The sequence below is a fragment of the Pseudomonas sp. CFII64 genome (genome assembly GCF_000416235.1).
Taxonomy (GTDB): domain Bacteria; phylum Pseudomonadota; class Gammaproteobacteria; order Pseudomonadales; family Pseudomonadaceae; genus Aquipseudomonas.
Window position 1 is genome coordinate 176,291 of sequence record NZ_ATLO01000004.1, and the last position, 21,480, is coordinate 197,770.

General features: G+C 58.9%; 8 protein-coding genes. 6 read left to right on the plus strand and 2 right to left on the minus strand.

The window, feature by feature from the left end; all coding sequences use genetic code 11:
* Window positions 1-39 precede the first annotated feature (39 nt).
* The gene (fadD2, locus tag CFII64_RS01660; protein WP_020289007.1) at window positions 40-1,728 is read left to right on the plus strand and encodes a long-chain-fatty-acid--CoA ligase FadD2; all 1,689 of its coding nucleotides are present in this window, start codon (window positions 40-42) and stop codon (window positions 1,726-1,728) included.
* Between the two features lie 415 nt (window positions 1,729-2,143).
* Window positions 2,144-3,835, plus strand: a complete 1,692-nt coding sequence (gene fadD1 / locus CFII64_RS01665) for a long-chain-fatty-acid--CoA ligase FadD1 (protein WP_020289009.1) — start codon at window positions 2,144-2,146, stop codon at window positions 3,833-3,835.
* A gap of 86 nt (window positions 3,836-3,921) precedes the next feature.
* Here fadD1 and CFII64_RS30120 read toward each other — a convergent pair whose 3' ends face one another.
* On the minus strand, window positions 3,922-4,068 hold the full coding sequence (locus tag CFII64_RS30120; RefSeq protein WP_020289010.1) for a hypothetical protein: 147 nt from the start codon (window positions 4,066-4,068) through the stop codon (window positions 3,922-3,924).
* Window positions 4,069-4,374: 306 nt separating this feature from the next.
* Here CFII64_RS30120 and hrpA point away from each other — a divergent pair, with 306 nt between their 5' ends.
* The 4 genes from hrpA to CFII64_RS01685 all read left to right on the plus strand — a co-directional run bounded on the left by hrpA (window position 4,375) and on the right by CFII64_RS01685 (window position 19,912).
* Window positions 4,375-8,286: an ATP-dependent RNA helicase HrpA gene (hrpA, locus tag CFII64_RS01670; protein WP_020289011.1), complete on the plus strand. Its 3,912-nt coding sequence runs from the start codon at window positions 4,375-4,377 to the stop codon at window positions 8,284-8,286.
* Window positions 8,287-8,551: 265 nt separating this feature from the next.
* On the plus strand, window positions 8,552-9,673 hold the full coding sequence (locus CFII64_RS01675) for a beta-ketoacyl-ACP synthase III (protein WP_020289012.1): 1,122 nt from the start codon (window positions 8,552-8,554) through the stop codon (window positions 9,671-9,673).
* Between the two features lie 99 nt (window positions 9,674-9,772).
* A complete protein-coding gene (locus CFII64_RS01680) occupies window positions 9,773-14,779 on the plus strand; it encodes an NEL-type E3 ubiquitin ligase domain-containing protein (protein ID WP_020289013.1) in 5,007 nt (1,668 codons plus the stop codon).
* A gap of 120 nt (window positions 14,780-14,899) precedes the next feature.
* Window positions 14,900-19,912: an NEL-type E3 ubiquitin ligase domain-containing protein gene (locus tag CFII64_RS01685; protein WP_084488222.1), complete on the plus strand. Its 5,013-nt coding sequence runs from the start codon at window positions 14,900-14,902 to the stop codon at window positions 19,910-19,912.
* A gap of 106 nt (window positions 19,913-20,018) precedes the next feature.
* Here the strand turns inward: CFII64_RS01685 and CFII64_RS01690 are convergent, their stop codons facing one another.
* Window positions 20,019-21,281, minus strand: coding sequence for a putative porin (locus CFII64_RS01690; protein WP_020289015.1), 1,263 nt, complete (start codon window positions 21,279-21,281; stop codon window positions 20,019-20,021).
* Between the last annotated feature and the right edge of the window lie 199 nt (window positions 21,282-21,480).

Sequence of the window (21,480 nt, forward strand, 5' to 3'; positions counted from 1 at the left end):
GCAGCGGGCCAGACACTCTCAGGTAAGAGGACAATAACAATGCAACCTGATTTCTGGAATGACAAACGCCCGGCGGGTGTACTCCCTGAGGTGGATCTGCACGCCTACAAGTCAGTCATCGAAGTGTTCGAGCGCAGTTGCCGAAAATTTGCCGATCGCCCGGCGTTCAGCAATATGGGCATTACCCTGACCTATGCCGAGCTGGATCGGCATTCAGCGGCATTTGCGGCGTTTCTCCAGCAACACACCGAACTCAAGCCTGGCGACCGCATCGCCGTGCAAATGCCCAACCTGCTGCAATATCCGATTGCCGTGTTTGGTGCGCTGCGCGCCGGCCTCATCGTGGTCAACACCAATCCGCTGTATACCGCGCGGGAAATGCGTCATCAGTTCAAGGACTCCGGCGCTCGGGCACTGGTTTATCTGAACCTGTTCGGCAAGCTGGTCCAGGAAGTGCTGCCCGACACCGAGATCCAGTACCTGATTGAAGTGAAGATGGGCGACATGCAATCAGCGGCGAAGGGCTGGCTGGTCAATGTGATTGTCGACAAGGTCAAGAAGCTGGTCCCGGCCTACGACTTGCCCCAGGCCACGCCGTTCAAAAGCGCGCTGCATCTGGGGCGCGGCCATCACCTGCAACCGGTGACCCTCGGGCTTGAGGATATCGCGGTGTTGCAATACACCGGAGGCACCACGGGCCTGGCCAAGGGCGCGATGCTCAGCCACGGCAATCTGGTGGCGAACATGCAGCAGGTCTACGCCTGCATGCTGCAGCACGGCGACGACGGCAGCCCGGTGTTCCGGGAGGGCAAGGAAATCATGATCGCGCCGTTGCCGCTCTATCATATCTATGCCTTCACCGCGAACTGCATGTGCATGATGGTCAGCGGCAACCACAACATCCTGATCACCAATCCACGCGACATTGGCGGCTTCATCAAGGAACTGGGCAAATGGCGTTTTTCGGCCATGATCGGCCTCAATACGCTGTTCGTGGCCTTGATGAATCATCCGGATTTCAAATCCCTGGATTTCTCCAGCCTGAAAAGCACCAACTCCGGCGGCACCGCCTTGGTCAAGGCCACTGCCGAGCGCTGGGAGCAGCTCACGGGTACCCGCATCGTTGAAGGTTACGGGCTGACCGAGACGTCGCCCGTGGCCAGCGCCAATCCTTATGGCCGCCAGTCCCGACTCGGCACCGTGGGGATTCCGATGCCGAGTACGGCGATGAAAGTCATCGATGATGACGGCCACGAGTTGCCGCTGGGCGAACGCGGCGAGCTGTGCATCAAAGGCCCGCAGGTGATGGTGGGTTACTGGAAACGTCCGGATGCAACCGCCGAGGCCATCGACGCCGAAGGCTGGTTCAAGACCGGCGACGTTGCCGTCATCGATGCCGACGGTTTCATCAGCATTGTCGACCGCAAGAAAGACCTGATCATCGTTTCCGGTTTCAACGTCTACCCCAATGAAATCGAAGACGTGGTGATGAGCCATCCCGGTGTTGCCAACTGCGCCGTCATCGGCGTACCGGACGAACGCTCCGGGGAAGCAGTGAAGCTGTTCGTGGTGGCTCGCGAAGGCGGGGTCAGCGTTGAAGAGCTGAAGATCTTCTGCAAGGAAAACTTCACCGCTTATAAAGTGCCGAAACACATCGTCTTGCGCGAGTCGCTGCCGATGACCCCGGTGGGCAAGATCTTGCGGCGGGAGTTGCGGGATATTGCGTAAAGAATCGTCGACACCGTCTTGACCCTCATCGCGCAACTATTTGAATACATTCGCAGGACCGGCTTAAGCCGGGAGGAGGCCGGTGCATTCGCAGCCGTTCCATTGTCAGCCCTTCCGCCCTCCCGGCTGAAGCCGGTCCTACGAAGGCAATTGAGGCTCTAGCCCAACAATTTCGGGCAGATTTGCGACAAATAGTATGATTGCTCTAAATGTGACTACTGGATAATCAAGAGTCATTTTAGTGACTGTAGAGGCCTTTGTTGGCTCTATGCGACCCTCGGCAAAGCTGCTACTCTCGGCGCGCTTTTGGACCAGTCCGTAAGTCAAAAGCGTGAACCGCAAAATTCCAAAACACAAGAAAATCACCGCGATCAAGCGGTGTGAAGAATTCGCTGTCGCTGAGGAGCCGGCTTCCATGATCGAAAATTTCTGGAAGGACAAGTACCCGTCCGGCATTGCTGCCGATATCAATCCAGACGAGTACCCCAACGTCCAGGCGGTATTGAAGCAGTCTTGCCAGCGTTTCGCCAATAAACCGGCCTTCAGCAACCTGGGCAAGACGCTTACGTACGGTGAGCTGTACGAATTGTCCGGTGCCTTCGCTGCCTGGATCCAGCAACACACTGACCTGCAACCCGGCGACCGCATCGCTGTGCAGCTGCCCAATGTGTTGCAGTACCCGATTGCCGTATTCGGTGCCATTCGCGCCGGTTTGATCGTGGTCAACACCAACCCGCTGTACACCGCGCGGGAAATGGAACACCAATTCAACGACTCCGGTGCCAAGGCCCTGGTGTGCCTGGCGAACATGGCGCACCTGGCGGAAAAGGTCGTGCCCAAGACTCAGGTCAAGCACGTCATCGTTACCGAAGTGGCCGACATGCTGCCGCCGCTCAAGCGTCTGCTGATCAACAGCGTCATCAAGTACGTGAAGAAGATGGTCCCGGCGTATCACTTGCCCAAGGCTGTCAAGTTCAATGACGTGCTGAGCCAGGGTCGTGGCCAGGCGGTCAACGATGCTTCACCTGCGGCCAATGACGTCGCCGTGCTGCAATACACCGGCGGCACCACGGGCGTGGCCAAGGGCGCGATGCTGACCCACCGCAACCTGATCGCCAACATGCTGCAGTGCAAGGCGTTGATGGGCTCCAACCTTAATGAAGGCTGCGAGATCCTGATTACGCCGTTGCCGCTGTATCACATCTACGCCTTCACCTTTCACTGCATGTCGATGATGCTGATCGGCAATCACAACATCCTGATCAGCAACCCGCGCGATCTGTCGGCGATGGTCAAGGAGCTGTCGAAGTGGAAGTTCAGCGGCTTCGTCGGCCTCAACACGCTGTTCGTGGCGCTGTGCAATAACCAGGAATTCCGCAACCTGGATTTCTCTGCCTTGAAAGTAACCCTTTCCGGCGGCATGGCGCTGCAACTGGCTGCCGCCGAGCGCTGGAAGGAAGTGACCGGCTGCGCGATCTGCGAAGGCTATGGCATGACCGAAACCAGCCCGGTGGCCACGGTCAATCCGATCCAGAAGAATCACGTTGGCACCATCGGTATTCCAGTGCCGTCGACCTTGTGCAAAGTCATTGATGACGCGGGCGTCGAACAACCGTTGGGCGAGATCGGCGAGCTGTGCATCAAGGGGCCGCAGGTCATGAAAGGCTACTGGCAGCGTCAGGACGCCACCGACGAGATGCTCGACGCCGATGGCTGGCTCAAGACCGGCGACATTGCGGTCATTCAGCCCGATGGCTACCTGCGCATTGTCGACCGCAAGAAAGACATGATTCTGATCTCCGGCTTCAACGTCTACCCCAACGAACTGGAAGACGTGCTGGCGACCTTGCCCGGCGTGCTGCAATGCGCAGCCATCGGCGTTCCGGACGAGAAATCCGGCGAAGCGATCAAGGTGTTCGTGGTGGTCAAACCCGGCGTGACCCTCACCAAGGATCAGGTCATGGAACACATGCGCGCCAACCTGACCGGCTACAAAGTCCCGCGCAGCGTGGAATTCCGCGATGCACTGCCCACCACCAACGTCGGCAAGATCCTGCGCCGCGAATTGCGTGATGGGGAATTGAAGAAGTTGGGGTTGAAGAAGTAAGTGCTTGCATGTTGGTCAGGCCTGCGTAAGTAGCAGGGCTGACCTTTCAACTGGATCGGAGCTTGCGTTCTTTGCTTTGGAAGGCATCAAAGATCGTCGATATCGACGGGCAAAGATTGTTCGTGCTGACGCGATTCGATTAGTACACAGAGCTCAACATCTTCGAGATGCTCTTCGCTCTCCGAGATTTCTATTTTGGGTTGGGTTGCAGCGTCGCTCAGATGTTTGCTCATAGGTAGCAGATACTCGTTGCTGCGAGGTCAGTGCACGAAAGCGGAGGCATATCCGATAACCTTCGACGCCTTATTAAGCAGCCTCGCGATTAAATTCGCTCCTACAGATTAGTGCACATCTGCTCTGCCTAGAACCTTGGAGCCAATTTATTTGCGATTGGCCAGGACATCCAATGCATCTGCCTTCCCGATGAAATCCAGCCCCACGTAGTCTGATGTTCGCCCAACCGACGCTGCATCTGCATCATTCGCCCCAATCTGCGACAATCCCCCCTTTTGTACCCTTCAAAAGACCCTGCGCACCTGATGACCGATCAAACGCCTTCTATTGACCAACTGCTGAACAACCTCGACCACGCGATGATCAGCGAACGGCATCGTTTGCGTCGTCAGTTGCACGATCTGCGCAAGAAGCCCGATGAGGCGAAGCTGGCGCAGTGGGTGGCGAAGGTGCAAGCCTCGTTTGCCCAGGTGACGGCGCGGCGTGACAGCGTGCCGGTGATTCGTTACGACGACAGCCTGCCGATTGCCGCCAAGCGCGACGAAATCAAGGCCGCGCTGCTCAAGCATCAGGTGCTGATCATTGCCGGCGAAACCGGGTCGGGGAAAACCACGCAGTTGCCGAAGATCTGCCTGGAAATCGGTCGCGGGCAACACGGCTTGATCGGTCACACCCAGCCGCGTCGTATTGCGGCGCGCAGTGTTGCCAGCCGGGTCGCCGAAGAACTCGGTACGCCATTGGGTGCGCTGGTGGGTTATCAGGTTCGTTTCGAAGATCAAAGCGACAGCAACACGCTGATCAAGCTGATGACCGACGGCATCCTGCTGGCGGAAACCCAGCATGACCGGTTCCTGGAACGCTACGACACGATCATCGTCGACGAAGCTCACGAACGCAGCCTGAACATCGACTTCCTGCTCGGCTATCTGAAAACCCTGCTGCCGCGTCGCCCGGACCTGAAAGTCATCATCACCTCGGCGACCATCGACTTGCAGCGCTTCTCCGAGCACTTCAACGACGCACCCATCGTCGAAGTGTCCGGCCGAACCTTCCCGGTTGACCTCTGGTATCGCCCGCTGACGTCCGAACAGGACGAGGAGGGCAACAGCGTCGAAGAAGACCTGACCGTGGACCAGGCGATTCTCGCCGTGATCGACGAACTGGAAGCCTTCGAGCGCAGCGAACGCAAGAGTCCCGGTGATGTGCTGGTGTTCCTGCCCGGCGAACGGGAAATCCGTGATGCAGCAGAGATGCTGCGCAAGGCGCAACTCAGGCACACGGAAATTCTGCCGCTGTATGCGCGCTTGTCACCGGCTGAACAGCAGCGGATTTTCCAGTCGCATCCGGGACGCCGCGTGGTGCTGGCCACCAACGTTGCCGAAACTTCCCTCACTGTGCCGGGTATCCGTTATGTGATCGACACCGGCACCGCGCGGATCAGCCGCTACAGCTATCGCGCCAAGGTCCAGCGTCTGCCGATTGAAGCGGTTTCCCAGGCCAGCGCCAATCAGCGTAAAGGTCGTTGCGGCCGGGTTGAGCCGGGGTTGTGCGTGCGGCTGTACAGCGAAGAAGATTTCAACGGGCGACCGGAATTTACCGATCCGGAAATCCTGCGCACCAACCTCGCGGCAGTCATCCTGCAGATGCTGCATTTGCGTCTGGGGGAAATCACCGATTTTCCGTTTATCGAACCGCCGGATGGCAAGGCCATCGGCGACGGTTTCAACCTGTTGCAGGAACTCTCGGCGGTCAATCGCGAGAACCAGCTGACCCCGCTGGGCCGCCAATTGGCGCGCTTGCCGGTGGACCCGCGCATGGGGCGGATGTTGCTCGAAGCGGCGAAGCAGGGCAGTTTGCAGGAAGTGTTGATTGTCGCCAGCGCCATGTCCGTGCAAGACGTGCGCGAACGCCCGCCGGAGCGTCAACAGGCTGCGGATCAGGCCCACGCACAATGGAAAGATGCGGACTCGGATTTCGCCGGCCTGGTCAATCTGTGGCGTGGTTTCGAAGAGCAGCGCCAGGCATTGACCGCCAGCCCGTTGCGCAACTGGTGCCGGCGCAACTTCCTCAATTACCTGCGGCTGCGCGAATGGCGCGATTCCCATCGACAACTGAGCCTGATCTGCCGCGACCTGCAACTGACGGTGAACAAAGAGCCGGCCGACTTCCCGAAGTTTCACAAGGCGATTCTTTCCGGACTGCTGAGCCAGGTCGGGCAAAAGGCTGATGAAGGGGATTATCTGGGCGCGCGGCAGCGTCGCTTCTGGATTCACCCCTCGTCCGGACTGGGCAAGAAGCGCCCGCAATGGTTGATGGCAGCGGAACTGGTAGAAACCACCAAGCTTTACGCACGCATGGTCGCCAAGATTGATTCGGACTGGATCGAGCCGCTGGCCGGGCATTTGATCAAGAAGAACCACTTTGAACCGCACTGGGAAAAGAAGCGCGGCCAGGTCGTGGCGTTCGAGCAGATCACGCTGTTTGGCCTGATCGTGGTGGGACGTCGACCGGTGCATTACGGCCCGATTGATCCTGTGGTGTCCCGCGAGCTGTTCATTCGTGAAGGTCTGGTGCGCGGCGAAATCCAGTCCCGGGCCAAGTGCCTCACGGCCAATACCAAACTGCTGGAAAGCCTCGACGAGCTGGAAGCCAAGGCACGTCGTCGCGATATTCTGGCCGACGAAGACACGCTGTACAGTTTTTACGAAGCGCGGATTCCCGCCGAGATTCATCAAACCGCGACGTTCGACAGCTGGTACAAGACCGAAAGCCAGAAGAACCCGCAGTTGTTGATCATGCGCGAGGAAGACGTGCTGGCCCGTGAAGCCAGTGAAGTCACTGCCGCGTATTACCCGGACACTTTGCGCCTGGGCGACCTGACGCTGGCGCTGACTTATCATTTCGAGCCGAACCATCCCCGCGATGGCGTGACCGTGCGCGTGCCCGCGCCATTGCTGTTGTCGCTGCCCGCCGAGCGCCTGGAATGGCTGGTGCCGGGTTTGCTGGAAACCAAGTGCATTGCCCTGGTGCGCAACCTGCCCAAGGCGATTCGCAAGAACTTCGTGCCGGTGCCGGACTTCATCAAGGCCGCCTTGCAGCGCATGACCTTCGGCGAAGGCTCGCTCCCGCAAGCGCTGGGCCGCGAACTGCTGCGCATGACCGGCGCCCGGGTGACCGATGAGGCCTGGGCTGAAGCGGCGCAGCAGCTGGAAAATCATCTGAAGATGAATCTGGAAATCGTCGACGCCGAGGGCAAGTTCCTCGGTGAAGGACGCGATCTGGATGAGTTGACCGCGCGTTTCGCCCAAGCCAGTCAGGCCGCCTTGGCGGTGCCGCAGACAGCGAAAAGTCAGCAGCCGGTGGAAGCGAAGGTGTTTGCCCCGGTCGCCGAGAAAACCCAGCAGAACATCGCCGGGTTGTCGATGACGGTGTATCCGGCACTGGTCGAGGAATCGGGCACAGTCAAGGAAGGGCGTTTCTCGACGCCGGCCGAAGCCGAATACCAACATCGTCGCGCCTTGCAGCGCTTGTTGTTGCAGCAACTGGCCGAACCGGCGAAATTCCTGCGCAGCAAACTGCCGGGGCAGACCGAGCTGGCGTTGCTGCATCGGGAATTGGGGCGCATCGATGCGTTGGTCGAAGACATCCTGTTGGCGAGCCTCGACAGCTGCATTCTCGAAGGCGAAGCCAATTTGCCACGCGACGGTGCCGGGCTATTGGCGTTGGCCGAACGCAAGCGCGGCGGCTGGACCGAACACGCCGAGCGCCTGGCGAAGCTGACCCTGGAAATTCTCAAGCTCTGGCATGGCCTGCAAAAACGCTTCAAGGGCAAGATCGATCTGTCCCAGGCCGTGGCCCTCAACGACATCAAGTCGCAGCTCAGCCATCTGGTCTATCCAGGCTTCGTCCGCGAAACCCCGGCGCAGTGGCTCAAGGAGTTGCCGCGCTATTTGAAAGCCATCGAAATGCGTCTGGAAAAACTGCCCGGCCAGGTGCAGAAGGATCGGGTCTGGAGCACTGAACTGGCGGGGTTGTGGGCGCAATATCAGGCGCGGGCCAGCAAACACGGACAGGAAGGCAAGCGCGACGACGAGCTGGTGGCCTATCGCTGGTGGCTGGAGGAATACCGGGTTTCACTGTTCGCCCAGCAGTTGGGCACCAAAATGGCGGTTTCGGATAAACGCCTGAGCAAACAGTGGAGTCAGGTGGAGGGGTGATTGGAAAGGGCACCTGATTCCGGCCGGGGCTTGCTACGCGACGAAGGATCGCCTATAGGGTTCACCTTTAATCACCCGCCCGGATAGCGCCAAAAGCCAGCAGTTATGGCACACTTCACGACTTGAGCCCGATGCGTCGCGCGGATTTTCTTGCGCCTTCGGCAGTTACTTTATGCAGGCATTGGTACGTTGGTTCCATAAGTGGGCCAGCCCGCCGTGCCCGAGCAGGTCGCTACCTGCATTGATCAATAAGAGAGGAACGACCGTGCACAACGTCGTCATCAGCGGCACAGGCCTGTACACCCCGGCCGACAGCATTTCCAACGAAGAGCTGGTGCAGTCTTTCAACACTTACGTTGCTCACTTCAACAGCGAAAATGCCGACGCCATCGAGCGCGGCGAAGTGCTGGCACTGACCGAATCCAATGCGGCTTTCATTGAAAAAGCCTCCGGCATCAAAAGCCGGTTCGTGATGGACAAGGCAGGCATTCTCGACCCGCAGCGCATGAAGCCGCGACTGCCCGAGCGCACCAATGACGAGTGGTCGATCCTCTGCGAAATGGGCGTCGCCGCTGCCAGGCAAGCCTTGCAGCGCGCGGGTAAAACCGCCGCTGATATCGACGGCGTAATCGTCGCCTGTTCCAATCTGCAACGCGCCTATCCGGCCATTTCCATCGAAATCCAGGCAGCACTGGGTATTCAGGGTTTTGGCTACGACATGAACGTCGCCTGTTCTTCCGCGACCTTCGGCATTCAGGCGGCGAGCAATAGCGTGCAGCTGGGGCAGGCTCGGGCGCTGCTGGTGATCAGCCCGGAGATCTGCACCGCGCATCTGAATTTCCGCGACCGCGACAGCCACTTCATTTTTGGTGACGGCGCGACTGCCGTGGTAGTCGAGCGCGCTGATCTGGCCACTTCGGCTTATCAGTTCGATATCGTCAGCAGCAAACTGCTGACTTCGTTTTCCAACAACATTCGCAACAATTTCGGCTTCCTCAATCGTACCGCCGACGAAGGTGCGGATTCGGCGGACAAACTGTTCGTCCAGGAAGGTCGCAAGGTCTTCCGTGAAGTCTGCCCGATGGTCGCTGAGCTGGTCGGCGCGCACCTTGAAGCCAACGGTTTGAATGCCAGCGACGTGCAACGCTTCTGGCTGCATCAGGCCAACCTCAGCATGAACCACCTGATCGTCAAGAAGCTGCTGGGCCGTGAAGCGACCCTCGAAGAAGCGCCGGTGATTCTTGATACTTACGCCAACACCAGTTCGGCCGGTTCCGTGATTGCGTTTCACAGCTATCAGGATGACTTGCCCAAAGGCGCGCTGGGCGTGCTGAGTTCGTTCGGTGCCGGTTATTCCATTGGCAGCGTGATCTTGCGCAAGCGTTGATCGCGAAGCAGGAAACCGGGTGTTAACCGGGTATGTCACTTTTATGCGTCGGATAAATACCGTGAATGACTTCATTGTGAGTCATTCAAGGATTTACCGATGCCTGCAACACCTCCCCTCAATAGCAATCCTGCAATTGCTCCAGTCCCGGCCGGGGCTGGCGAACCTGACGGTTCTTTGCCATTCGGCACGGACCACGCCAATCTTGAGTTCCTGAAAACCGCGCTCCCCGCCTGGTACGTCGATGCCTCAAAGCCCATGCGCGAGGCCTTGCGCCGGAGCCATCTGAAGAGCCAGATGTCCAGACGAGTGCTGGAACCGATCCGCAATCGCCTGGTGCCGATCCAGACCTTCGCCACTCCGCTGCTGGAGCAGGCCTTGTTTGATCGCTTCAAGGTGCGTCTGGATGTGACGGCCAATCAGTTGGTGACCATGAAGGTCGACAGTTTCCTTTTGCTCGAGACCCGTACCCCGTTGAAGCAAACGCTGCTGCATGCGGCGTTGCAGAATTTCGAGGCAAGCGAAGCCAGCGTCGACGGCCTTGGCCAAGGCGCAGCACTGTTGCCGGTCGACGGTTTTCAGGTGGAATTGGTCTACGGCTACGGCCCGCTGCCAGGGATGCCGCGCTTTCGCTATCGCTATAACAACACGCTGGCAATCAAGCCCGAAGCGTTTGCCGAGATGAGTCGCGCGCTGGATCTGGGTGGGCGATACCAGGCGCTTCTGGACAGCGTGTTCAAGCCTGCCCCGCTTGAGGACCAGCCGCCGCTTTTGGCCGCTCAGGCCGTGGCGAGCGCTTTTATGAACGACGAACGCGATGCGCTCGAAGTGTTGGCGCATACCGCCCGCATGAAAAATCATCTCAGCGCCGACACCTGGCAGCTGTTGCTGGAGGTCGTCAATCCCGATGGCCAACCTCGCTGGCATGGCAGCAGGGTGCGTTATCGCCAGCTGCATATGCTCGATACCTACGCGTTTCCCGGCAGCACGCTGTATGGCGCGCTGCTGATCGAACCCGATCTGCCTGGCGATGACTTGCCTTGTGTGGTGTATCTGCCGGGCGACCCACAGACGCCGCTGAAAGAATATGCGTCCTTCAGCGCATTCACTGTTGCGCTGAACCACACGTTGTTCGACATGAAGTATCAGGAATACTTTCGGCGCTTTGTCAGCCTTGAACAGAGTCATCTGTTCTTCATCAAGCTTAATGAGCGACTGACCCCGTTGCGACCGGTCCCGGGCGATGAAAGCCTGTTGGCCCCGTATTTCGATGAAAACGCCGAGCTTTATCTGGCCAAGCGCGCCATTGACAAGCCCCCGTTCGAAGCGCTTTACGAGCACTTGCAGGCCAAAATGTATGCGGATTCGCGAATCGTCGCGGTTCCCACCAGTGATGAAGACCGTAAAAGCCGGCTCAAGCGTTGGCAAGCCTTCGAGTCGGTGGGTATGGATTTGCTGATGGTGGCGGGTTTTTTCGTGCCGGTACTGGGCGCTGCCATGGCTGTTGCGGCGGCGGGACAGTTGTTGCACGAAGCGTTCGTGGCTGTGGAGGACTGGACCCATGGCGAAACCGAAGAAGCGCTCAATCACCTGTTCGATATCGGTGAGAATGTTGCAGCGATGGCGGTGTTGGGCACAGTGGTGCATACGGCGCCGCGTGTTCTGCCCTCGGCGTTTGTGGAAAGTCTCGTCCCGGTCAACTTGCTGAACGGCATGACGCGCCTGTGGAAGCCCGTGCTCTCGCGGTTCCGGCAGAACATCACCTTGCCACCCTCAGTGATAGCCAATGCCCAAGGCTTGATCAAACTCGGCGGGAAAAACTGGTTGGCACTGGAGGGCAATGTTTACCGGCTGGAGTTCGATGCCCGCATGGGCAAGTGGCGCGTCCAGCATCCCACCGACGCCGAACTGCATTCGCCGCTGCTCGAACACAATGGCGCCGGCGCCTGGCGTCACGAAGGTGAAAACCCCATGGGCTGGGACGACATCAAGGCATTGAAGCGCCTGAGCAGGTCCCATGAAGGTTTTTCCGATGAAACCTTGCAACGCGTGCTGCGCGCCACCGGTGCCGACGAGGCGTTGTTGCGTCAGGTGCATGTGGAGAATCTGCCAATGCCTGCGTTGCTCAACGATACCCTGCAGCGCATGGGCATCGAACAGCAGGTGGAAGATTTCATTACGTTGACGAGCGGCAGCGATCTGGATCTGGTCAGTACGCCGCGCATCGAGCCTTTCCTGAAGCTGCTCGCCTCTGCCGAAAGCTGGCCTGCTGCCCGTGGGCTGCGTCTGCTGCGTGAACCCACTGCGGTGCCGGGAAGCTGGAACATAACCCCTGATTTGAAAACCTTGATTGAGGTCTCTTACAAGCCGGGCGGTATGACCGTTCTGCTTGATACGGTGCTCAAAGGCTTGCAGCCTGATGAAATCACCCGCTTGCTGGGTGCGGAGGTCGAAGGGAGACCCGCGCAGATTTTGCGTCTGGCCCGCAATCTGTCCGAGCTGGCCCGGACTCACACACGCCCACTGAGAGAAGAGCTGTACGCGCTGGCCGAACACTCCAGCGATCCGTTGATCAAGCTGATTCGCCGCGACTTCCCCGGCATGCCCAAGGCCATCGCCCAGGAAATGCTCGACGCTGCCACCCCGGCGCAAAAGCTGCGCATGACGACGTCCGGGCGAATCCCCCTGACTATCGCCGAGCAGGCGCGGGAGTACCAGCGACAGCTGCGATTGAACCGCGTCAGCGAGGATTTTTACCTGGCGCAAACCGACAATCCGGACACTTTCAAAGTTGGACTTGGCTTGCTGTCGAGTCTGTGGGGCTGGCCAGCGAACCTCGCCATCGAGTTGCGCGATGCAACGCTGACTGGCGAACTGCTGGATGCGGCCGGCAATAGCCCGAGCGCACAGATCCGTCACACGCTGGTCAAGACCGATTCGGGATATCAAACCTTCATCAGCGATGGCAACCGAATCGGGGGTAGCAGCCAGAAGTTCTTCGAGGCCTTGTTGCAAGCCTTGCCTGATTCAGCCCGACAGAATATGGGCCTTTCGGCGGCATCTACCGAGCGAGACCTGCGGCACTTGCTGGGTGATCACGCCATCACCCGACGCACGAGCGTTGCACGCATGTTGAATATCCGGTCAATCAAGCCCGGTTTCTGCTGGCCGCATCGCTTGGCAGACGGGCGTGTCGGTTATCCCATGAGCGGGCGTTTGCGCAGCTTGTTCAGCCGTATCGGGGTTGGCGCGCATAATTATTCACCGGAGTTGGCCATCAAGGCGTTGTATCCGGGATTCATCGAGGGTGAAGTCCAGACATTCCTTAATCGGATGCGGGCTGAGTATACCGGCGAGGCCTGGGGCTTCAGCACCTTTGCCAAGCAGCGGCTCAAGGCCCTGGCGAAAGAATACAAGGCTCTGGAGCAGGCGCTGGACGAGTGGCTGGAAAGTGAAAGAAGCATTGCCGACCCCGACGCCTCACTGGCCGACTCCATACAGGATGCCCAGGCTTCGGTAGCCATACGGCTGAAATTGGGCTGGAAAAGAATGGGCATCAGGCGCTACAACGACGCTGGCGAGTTCATTGGATATGAACTCGATCTGAGCGACTTGTGCGTTTCCTCGCTGCCCGAGTTGAACGTCAACTTCGACCATATCGGTGTACTGCGAGCCGAGCGGCTGGAGCTGACGACCCCGCAGGCGGATCGCTTGCTCAAGCCGTTCAATAACTTGCGCATTCTCGAGCTTGATGGCAACGAGCTGACGACCGTGCCCGCCAGCGTTGCGCGACAGGGCCAGCTTCAGAAGCTGTCGTTGCGCGATAACCCGCTGGTCCTGGACCCGGATTCTGCCCGGCACATATGCAGCGCGACGTCCCTGCAAACCCTGGATCTGGAAAACTGCCCGATTGGATCACAACTGGATCTGCGTCCGCTGAACAGGCTACTGACGCTGGGGTTGCGTTCCACCCACATCGACGCTTTACCGGTTGGAATGTGGGATTGTCCACTGTTGCGCGATGTCGACTTGCGCGACAACCGGATTACCGACCTTACCGATGCCAGTCTGGCGAATCTGGGCAGCGCTTACGTCAGGGTGCAGTTGCACGACAACCCGCTTAACGAGGTCTGCCTGCTGCGTGCGGAAAATCTGCTGACCGACGCTGCTCGGGCTCGCATCGGCATCCGCGAGGCGCGGATCCACTTTGAGCATCAACCCGGCGCGGATGCGGGATGGATGGAGGGCGTTGCAAACGGTGACAAAACGGCGAGGGCCTTGAAGTGGGACGATCTGGAGGCGGAACCCGATTCCGCAGACTTCTTCCGGGTGTTACATGAGTTAACCGGCAGCGCCGACTTTGCCCAATATCAAGAAACCTTGAGCGTACGGGTATGGGCGTTGATTGATGCCATTGCTGAAAACCGGGCACTGCGCGAGGAGCTTTATGCCATGGCGATGCAACCGCAGACCTGTTCCGATGGCGTCGCGATGGTGTTCAGCGACCTGGAACTGCATGTGCGGATATTCAACATCATGGCCACGTCGCAAAGCACCCAACAACCCGCCAATATATTCAGGCTGGTCAGGGGCCTGGCGCGTCTGGATGAAGTCGAGAAAATCGCGCTGGTCAATATCCGGACCCGAGAACTGCTTGGCGAAACAGTGGATCACGTCGAGGTACGGATGGCGTTTCGAACCGGGCTCGAAAAGCGCTTGCAGTTGCCTGAGCAGGTACGTGGCATGACGTTTCTGGCGTTGGCGGGTGTCACCAGGCCCATGCTGGATAATGCCGGGTTGCGGGTGCTGGCCAGAGAAACCACGCCGGGATTCTTCAGTCATCTGGTCGCACGCGAGTTCTGGATGAAATTTCTTGAAGAGCGCTTCAGTCAGCGGTTCGAGACCCTCAACGCACCTTTCTATGAGCGTCTGGACGCCCTGCACAGCCGCCGTATGGAGCTTGTGGACGGGGATTATATTCAGCAGGTCGGCGAGATACAGCGCGAGCGCGCACTGGAGGTTGAGGCATACGCGGTGCGACTGACCGAGGACATCGCCGGGAAAGTCGCGCGTAATGAAAACGGGGGACCTTCGCGCTCGACCTGACGCCAGGCGGGTTCCTGCGAGCGCGGCGACAATGTCGCCATGCGGTAGTGGGTTATGTCACGCCCCGCCCGCAAATAAATACCGTGAATGACTTCCTGGTAATCATTCACGGTATTTCCAATGTCCTCAACAACACCCGCCACCCACTACCCGTCGCCCACAACAACGCCTGTGTCTTCCAGCACCGACGAGCATTTCGGCGCCGTACCTTTCGATACCGGCCACGCCAATCTTGAGTTTCTCAAGGGCAGCATTCCGGACTGGTACGTCAAGGCGCCCAGGCAATTGCGCGAAGCGCTGCGCCAAAGCCAACTCAAGAGCGAGTTGTCGCGGCATATCGTCGAGCCGATCCGGTCACGGCTGAAGTCGATAGAAAAATTTGCGACACCGCGGCTGGAGCAGGCCCTGTTTGACCGTTTCAAACTGCGGCTGGACGTCACCGCCAACCAGTTGGTGACCTTGCAGACCGAGGGTTTTTTTCTCCAGACTCGTACCCCCCTCAAACAAACTCTGCTGCACGCGGCCTTGCAAAACTTCGAAGCGAGCGAAGCCAGCGATGGCGGCCTCGGGCAAGGCGCCGCGCTGTTGCCGGTCGACGGGTTTGCGGTCGAATTGATTTACGGCTCCGGACCGCTGCCGGGGTTGCCGCGTTTTCGCTATCGCTATAACGGCACGCTGGCTATCAAACCCGAAGCGTTTGTCGAGATGAGTCGCGCGCTGGATCTGGGTGGTCAATATCAGGCGCATCTGGACAGCGTGTTCAGACCTGCGACCGCCGAGGGACAACCGCAGGGTTCGGCAGCTCAGGCGGTGGCCAGCGCTTTTATCAACAGTGAACGCGATGCACTGGCCGTATTGGCGCACATTGCCCGCATACGCGAGCATCTCGGCGCCGACAGCTATTCGATGTTGCTTGAAATGGCAGAACCTCACGGCCATCCGCTGTGGCACGGCAGGCCGGTACGCTATCGCCAGCTCCATATGCTCGATACCTACGCGTTTCCCGGCAGCACGCTGTATGGCGCATTGCTGATCGAACCCGATCAGCCTGGTGATGACTTGCCTTGCGTGGTTTATCTGCCCGGCGACCCCGAGGCGCCACTCAAGGAGTACGCATCCTTCACGGCATTCGTTGCCGCAATGCGCCACAAGTTGTTCGAGATGAAGTATCAGGAATACTTCCAGCGCTTTATCAGCCTTGAACAGAGTCATCTGTTTTTCGTCAAGCTCAATGAGCGATTGACCCCGCTGCGACCAATCCCGGGAGATGACAGCCTGTTTGCCCCTCACTTCGATCCAGACGCCGAGCTTTATCTGGAAAAGCGCGAGCTTGCCAAATCCCCGTTTGACGCGCTTTACGAGCACTTGCTGAGCAAAACCTACGCTGATTCGCGAATCGTCGCGGTTCCCACCCGTGATGAAGACCGCAAAAGCCGGCTCAAGCGTTGGCACGCCTTCGAGTCGGTGGGTATGGATTTGCTGATGGTGGCGGGTTTTTTCGTCCCGGCACTGGGCGCTGCCATGGCTGTGGTCGCGGCGGGGCAGCTGTTGCACGAAGCGTTCGTGGCTGTGGAAGACTGGACCCATGACGAAACCAAAGAAGCGCTCAATCACCTGTTCGACATCGGTGAAAACCTTGCGGCGATGGCGGTGTTGGGCACTGCTGTACATCTGGCGCCGCGTGTCCTGCCATCGACGTTCGTCGAAAGTCTTGCCCCGGTCAAATTGCTCAACGGTGTGACGCGCCTGTGGAAGGCGGAACTCGCGCCTTTTGAGCAGGATGTTGTCTTGCCCAAATGGCTTGCGGCCGACGCGCAAGGGTGTCTCAGGCTGGAGGGGAAAACCTGGTTGCCACTGCAAGGCAGGCTGTACCGGATCGAACTCGATCCGAAAGTGAATCAGTGGCGCATCAAGCATCCCTCTGAGTCGAGCCTGCTTTCCCCGGCGCTTGAACACAACGGTGAAGGCGCTTGGCGATATGAAGGTGAAAATCCTGTGGAATGGGATGAAATAACCGGTCTCAAACGCTTGCATACCGACCATGATGCCTTTACCGACGCAACGGCGGAGCACGTGCTGCGGGTCACCGGCGCCAATGAGGCGCTGCTGCGGCACGTGCATATCGATAATCTGGGCGCGCCAGCTTTATTGAGGGATACCGCTCTGCGCTTTCGCGCCGAACAGCAGGTGGAAGCGTTCATCGATCGGATCGGCAGTGAGCCGGATAACGTGACTGCCCCGCGTATCGGACCTTTCCTCAAGCTGCTGACGTCAGCACCGAACTGGCCTGAAGGCGTGGCGTTGCGTTTGCTGGAGCAGCAGGGCGTCGTGCTGGAAACCTGGAATGCTCATCCCGGCACGCGTTCGGTCATTCAGGTCACTTACACACCGGGGAACATGACTACATTGCTGGGCGACGTGCTGGACGGTCTCGCTGAGGATGAGATCCAGGCGTTGTTCGGCGAAGCGATCGACGGGAAGGCGGCAAGGGTGCTGCGCCTCGCCCGGATGCTTGGCGAACAGGCTCAAACACGCAAAGCGCGGCTGCGCGATGATATTCACGCCTTGGGAAGCGGCTCCAGTGAGCCTCTGATCGCATTGGTCCGGCGCGATTTTTCCGGGCTGCCGGACGTCGTCTGCAAAGAGCTGCTCGACATGGCGACTCACGCGCAGCAGGCGCGCATGATTTCAGCCCGGCGTTTGCCGCTGCCCATCGCCGAGCAGGCGCGCGACTATCTCCAGCAGCTGCGCATCAATCGGGCCAACGAAGGTTTTTTCCTCAAGGAAACTGATAACCCGGACACCATCACGGCTGGCTGGAAACTGCTGAGCATGCTGTCAGGTTGGCCCGCAGACGCCGCGCTTGAGCTGCGTGATTCCACCTTCACCGGTGAGTTGCTCGACAGCGTGGGCAATAGCGCCAATGCTGAAACCTATTCCATTGTTGCCAGGAGCGACGCCGGCTATCAGGCTCTGGATCATCACGGCAATCCCCTTGGCCAGGCTGAGCAGGCATTTTTCGCGGCGCTGCTTGATGCATTGCCCGGTCCGGTCAGGCGTGCTGTCGGCCTCCCGGAAGGCGCAACTGAGCAGACGCTGCGGGCTCGTCTGGGTGATCTGGCTGTGCCGCAGCGTGACACCGTTGCCCGGATGCTGGGGATGCAAGCGATCAAGCCCGGCTTCAAATGGCCGCAGCGCCTGGCCGACGGACGCACCGGCTATCCCATGAGCGGACGGATGCGCGGGCTGTTCAGGAAAATGGGCTTGGGCTCCGGACGCGCTTCGCCTGAGCTGGCGGTCAAGGCGCTCTACCCGACGTTTGTCGACGATGAAATCAAAGCCTTTCTCGACGAACTCAAGGCTGCGCACAGCGGGCCTGTAGAGCAGTTGCCACTGTTCATCAAAAGTCGGCTGGATACCTTGGCGTCTGATTACAAAATCCTCGATCGCACGCTTGATCAGTGGTCGGAGTCGCCGCATGCCCCAGTAGGCACCAGGAATGCGCGACGTATTGCGGCGTTTAATCTGCGCAATTGCTGGAGGCGGACCGGCAACTTAATCCGACAGGCGGATGGCAGTTTATCTTACAAGCTGGAGTTGAATGACCTGCACATCGGGAGTCTGCCACCGCTCAACGGCAATTGGGACCATGTTGGCGCGCTGGAGCTCAAGCACCTCAATCTGTATACAGCTGAAGCCAACGCTTTCCTGCGTTACTTCAAACAGGCTTTCTGGATCAGCCTGCGCGGTAACAATCTAACGTCGGTGCCGGAGGTCTTGAGTGAAATGTCGCGCCTGGAACGCTTGTCGTTTGCTGAAAACCCTCTGGTTCTGGACACCGCCAGCGCCATGAGCCTGAGCCGTTGCACCGTGTTGCGATCACTGGACCTGAGTCAGTGTCCGGTGGGTGAACACCTGCACAGGCTGAGTTTTTTCCCCCAGTTGCGCACGCTAGGACTACGTGCCACCGGTCTGGATGCAGTGCCGGATTGGGCCTGGCGAAGCGAGATGCTGCGGCATCTGGACCTGCGCGACAATCAGATAGCGGAACTCAGTGGCGGGACGTTGAACCATCTGGTGCAGCCCGGTCTTCGGCCGCAATTACATGACAATCCGATCAACGATTCGAGCATGGTCAGGGCGCGGATATTGTTCACTGAAGTGGAGTTGCGTCGGATGGGGCTCGGATCGGCGAGAGGGCATCACGATGCGGCTTTGCCATCAGGCACCTTTTGGCTCGCCGGGCTCCCGACGGAAGAATTGCAATCCCGGCTTCTCAAATGGGGCGATTTACAGAGTGAGCCCAATAGCGGTGAATTTTTCCGGGTGCTTCACGATCTCACGCTGTCAGCCGACTTCAATCATTATCGGGCAGGGCTGACAGGACGTGTATGGCGCCTGGTTGACGCGGCCAGTGACACGACCCAGCTGCGCGAGGAGTTGTTCGAGATGGCCGCGCATCCCGTGACCTGTGGTGATGGCGTGGCCATTGTGTTCAGTAACCTTGAGATACATGCGCAAGTGTTCAAGGTTTCCGCATCCGTTTCACCTGACGACCAGCCCGCTCAACTGTTCCGGCTGGTCAGAGGATTGCAGCGGCTGGATGACGTGGAGTCAAGCGCCTGGCAGCTGATCGCAGTGCGCCGAGCCGCCAATGTCCCTGTGGATGAAGCGGAAATCCGCCTGGCGTTCAGAGTAGGCCTCGCGCATATTCTGGACCTGCCCGGTCAGCCTGAAGGCATGCTCTACAACCGGCTGGCCGGCGTGACGCAAGACATGCTTGATGATGCTTATTCAGGAATTCTTGCCAAAGAGGGCCAGCCGCAATTTTTGCAGGCGCTGATCGCGCGTGATTTCTGGATGACGTTTCTGGAGGGTCGTTATGCAGATACCTTCGCGCCGCTCAAGGCCGGCTTTCAGGACCGCATGGAAGCATTGGACAACGACAGGGCTGGCTTGACGGACGAACATTATCTGGCGCGAGTCGGGGCTATTCAGCGTCAGCGCAACGAGGCGTTGAATGCGCTGGCGTGTCGGCTATCGCTGGATATTCAACTGGCTGTAGTGCGCGAAGAGGCGATGCTTGCCCGCAGTCTGGATCAGACGGGGAGAGGGACTGTAAACGCAGGCTGAACGTTCGGCCTGATGACGGATGATGGGGATCACCGGCCAACGCCAGCCTGACAAAAACCAACCGACGCTGAGTACGTCTCGGCGTCGGCTTTTGGGCAGGGGATGCTTAGAACTTGGCTTCAACGTCCAGCTGCAGCGTGTTGGCGTCTGCGTCGCGCTGGCTGGCCACGGCGTAGTCGGCCTTGGTCAGGAAGTAAGTCGCGCCGACGGAGAAGTTCTTGTCGATTTCGTAACCGACCTTGATCTTGTGACCGCGCGAACCGGTAGTGCCGTTGGCGAAGTCCGAGTCAGTGAAGGCGCCAACGACAGCGTTACGCTGGGTGTCGCGGTAGTTGTAGTCAAGACCGAAGCCAAACACCTTGGTCTTCACGCCCGCCAGCCAGGCGGTGTCCTGATCGTCGGTGCTGTCATTGTTGACGACGTATTGGCCGTACAGCGCCAGTGGCAAGCCAAGACCGCTGATATCGATCTGACCGAAACCTTCGTACAGACGGAACTGATTGGTGGTGTTGCCGTTGACGCGCAGGGCAGCGCTGTCCTTGTCATTGTCGAAGGCATAAACGCTGCCGCCGAGGGTGACTTTCAGGTTGTCGGTCGGTGCGAAGCGCGCGCCCAACTGGCCGGCGGTCATGCTCAAGTCGTGACGGAACTGTGTGCCTTCGCCGTCGATGTTGTCCTTGAGGGTGTAGTAACCGGCGCTGCCGAACAGCTCGGTCTTGCCGCCCAGTGGCAGGCTGTAGGTGGTTGCCAGACCTTCCGGGTTGATGTCGCCATCCCAGATCACGTCACCCATGCTGACCCACGGCTGGTTCATCTTGCCGCCAATGACGTGCAGGTTCTTGACCGCAGTCGGCGCGTAATCGATGAAGCCCAGATCCAGCCACAGATCCTTCTTGACGAAGTAGCCATCCAGATCCTGGTTGGTGGAGCGCGCATCGCTGCTGCCGCCGGTGGCGATACGGATACCGGTGCTCACCTGCGGGTTGATTTCGGTGTAGGCACCCAGACGAGCGCGAATACGCTGGCGGTCCTTGTCCTGGCTGTTGGTCTGGCCATCGATATTGATGGTTTCCTGACGAACCCGCACATCACCCTTGAATTGAGTCTTGGTCGCCCAGGCAACTTTCTGTTCGAAAGCGGCCTGAGAAGCTGATTTAGTGTTCTGGACGTCGGCGAGCGCTTGCTTCTGAGCCTGCTGGTCTTTCGCCAGTTCGGTCTGCAACTCGGCATATTGAGCCTGATTGATCGAGCCATTGGCCCTGAGCATGTCGAGCAGTTTAGCGTCGACTGCGGCATTGGCCGGAACACTGATGGCCAGAACGAGGCCACCACACAGGGCCGCCGCAGTTTGTGCAGAAACAAGACGCATATCAATCTCCATAACTTGATAAAGGATGACGGCAGGCCATCCCGAATAACCGCCCCACGGTCAGAGCGCGAATGGGGGTTAGTGCCCCCGGTTCTAAAAACTGGCGCCAGTATCACTGCGAGTTATTACAGAAAAGTGGCAAAGCAATGGCACGTCGATGACAATGCAACCTTTCGGCAAAGGTGCGGTCCAGAGCCTT

Excerpts from the sequence above, each read along its gene's own strand:
- CFII64_RS01685 (WP_084488222.1), top strand. The coding sequence starts at position 14,900 with ATGTCCTCAACAACACCCGCCACCCACTACCCGTCGCCCACAACAACG.
- CFII64_RS01680 (WP_020289013.1), top strand. The coding sequence starts at position 9,773 with ATGCCTGCAACACCTCCCCTCAATAGCAATCCTGCAATTGCTCCAGTC.
- fadD1 (WP_020289009.1), top strand. The coding sequence starts at position 2,144 with ATGATCGAAAATTTCTGGAAGGACAAGTACCCGTCCGGCATTGCTGCC.
- fadD2 (WP_020289007.1), top strand. The coding sequence starts at position 40 with ATGCAACCTGATTTCTGGAATGACAAACGCCCGGCGGGTGTACTCCCT.
- hrpA (WP_020289011.1), top strand. The coding sequence starts at position 4,375 with ATGACCGATCAAACGCCTTCTATTGACCAACTGCTGAACAACCTCGAC.
- CFII64_RS30120 (WP_020289010.1), bottom strand. The coding sequence starts at position 4,068 with ATGAGCAAACATCTGAGCGACGCTGCAACCCAACCCAAAATAGAAATC.
- CFII64_RS01690 (WP_020289015.1), bottom strand. The coding sequence starts at position 21,281 with ATGCGTCTTGTTTCTGCACAAACTGCGGCGGCCCTGTGTGGTGGCCTC.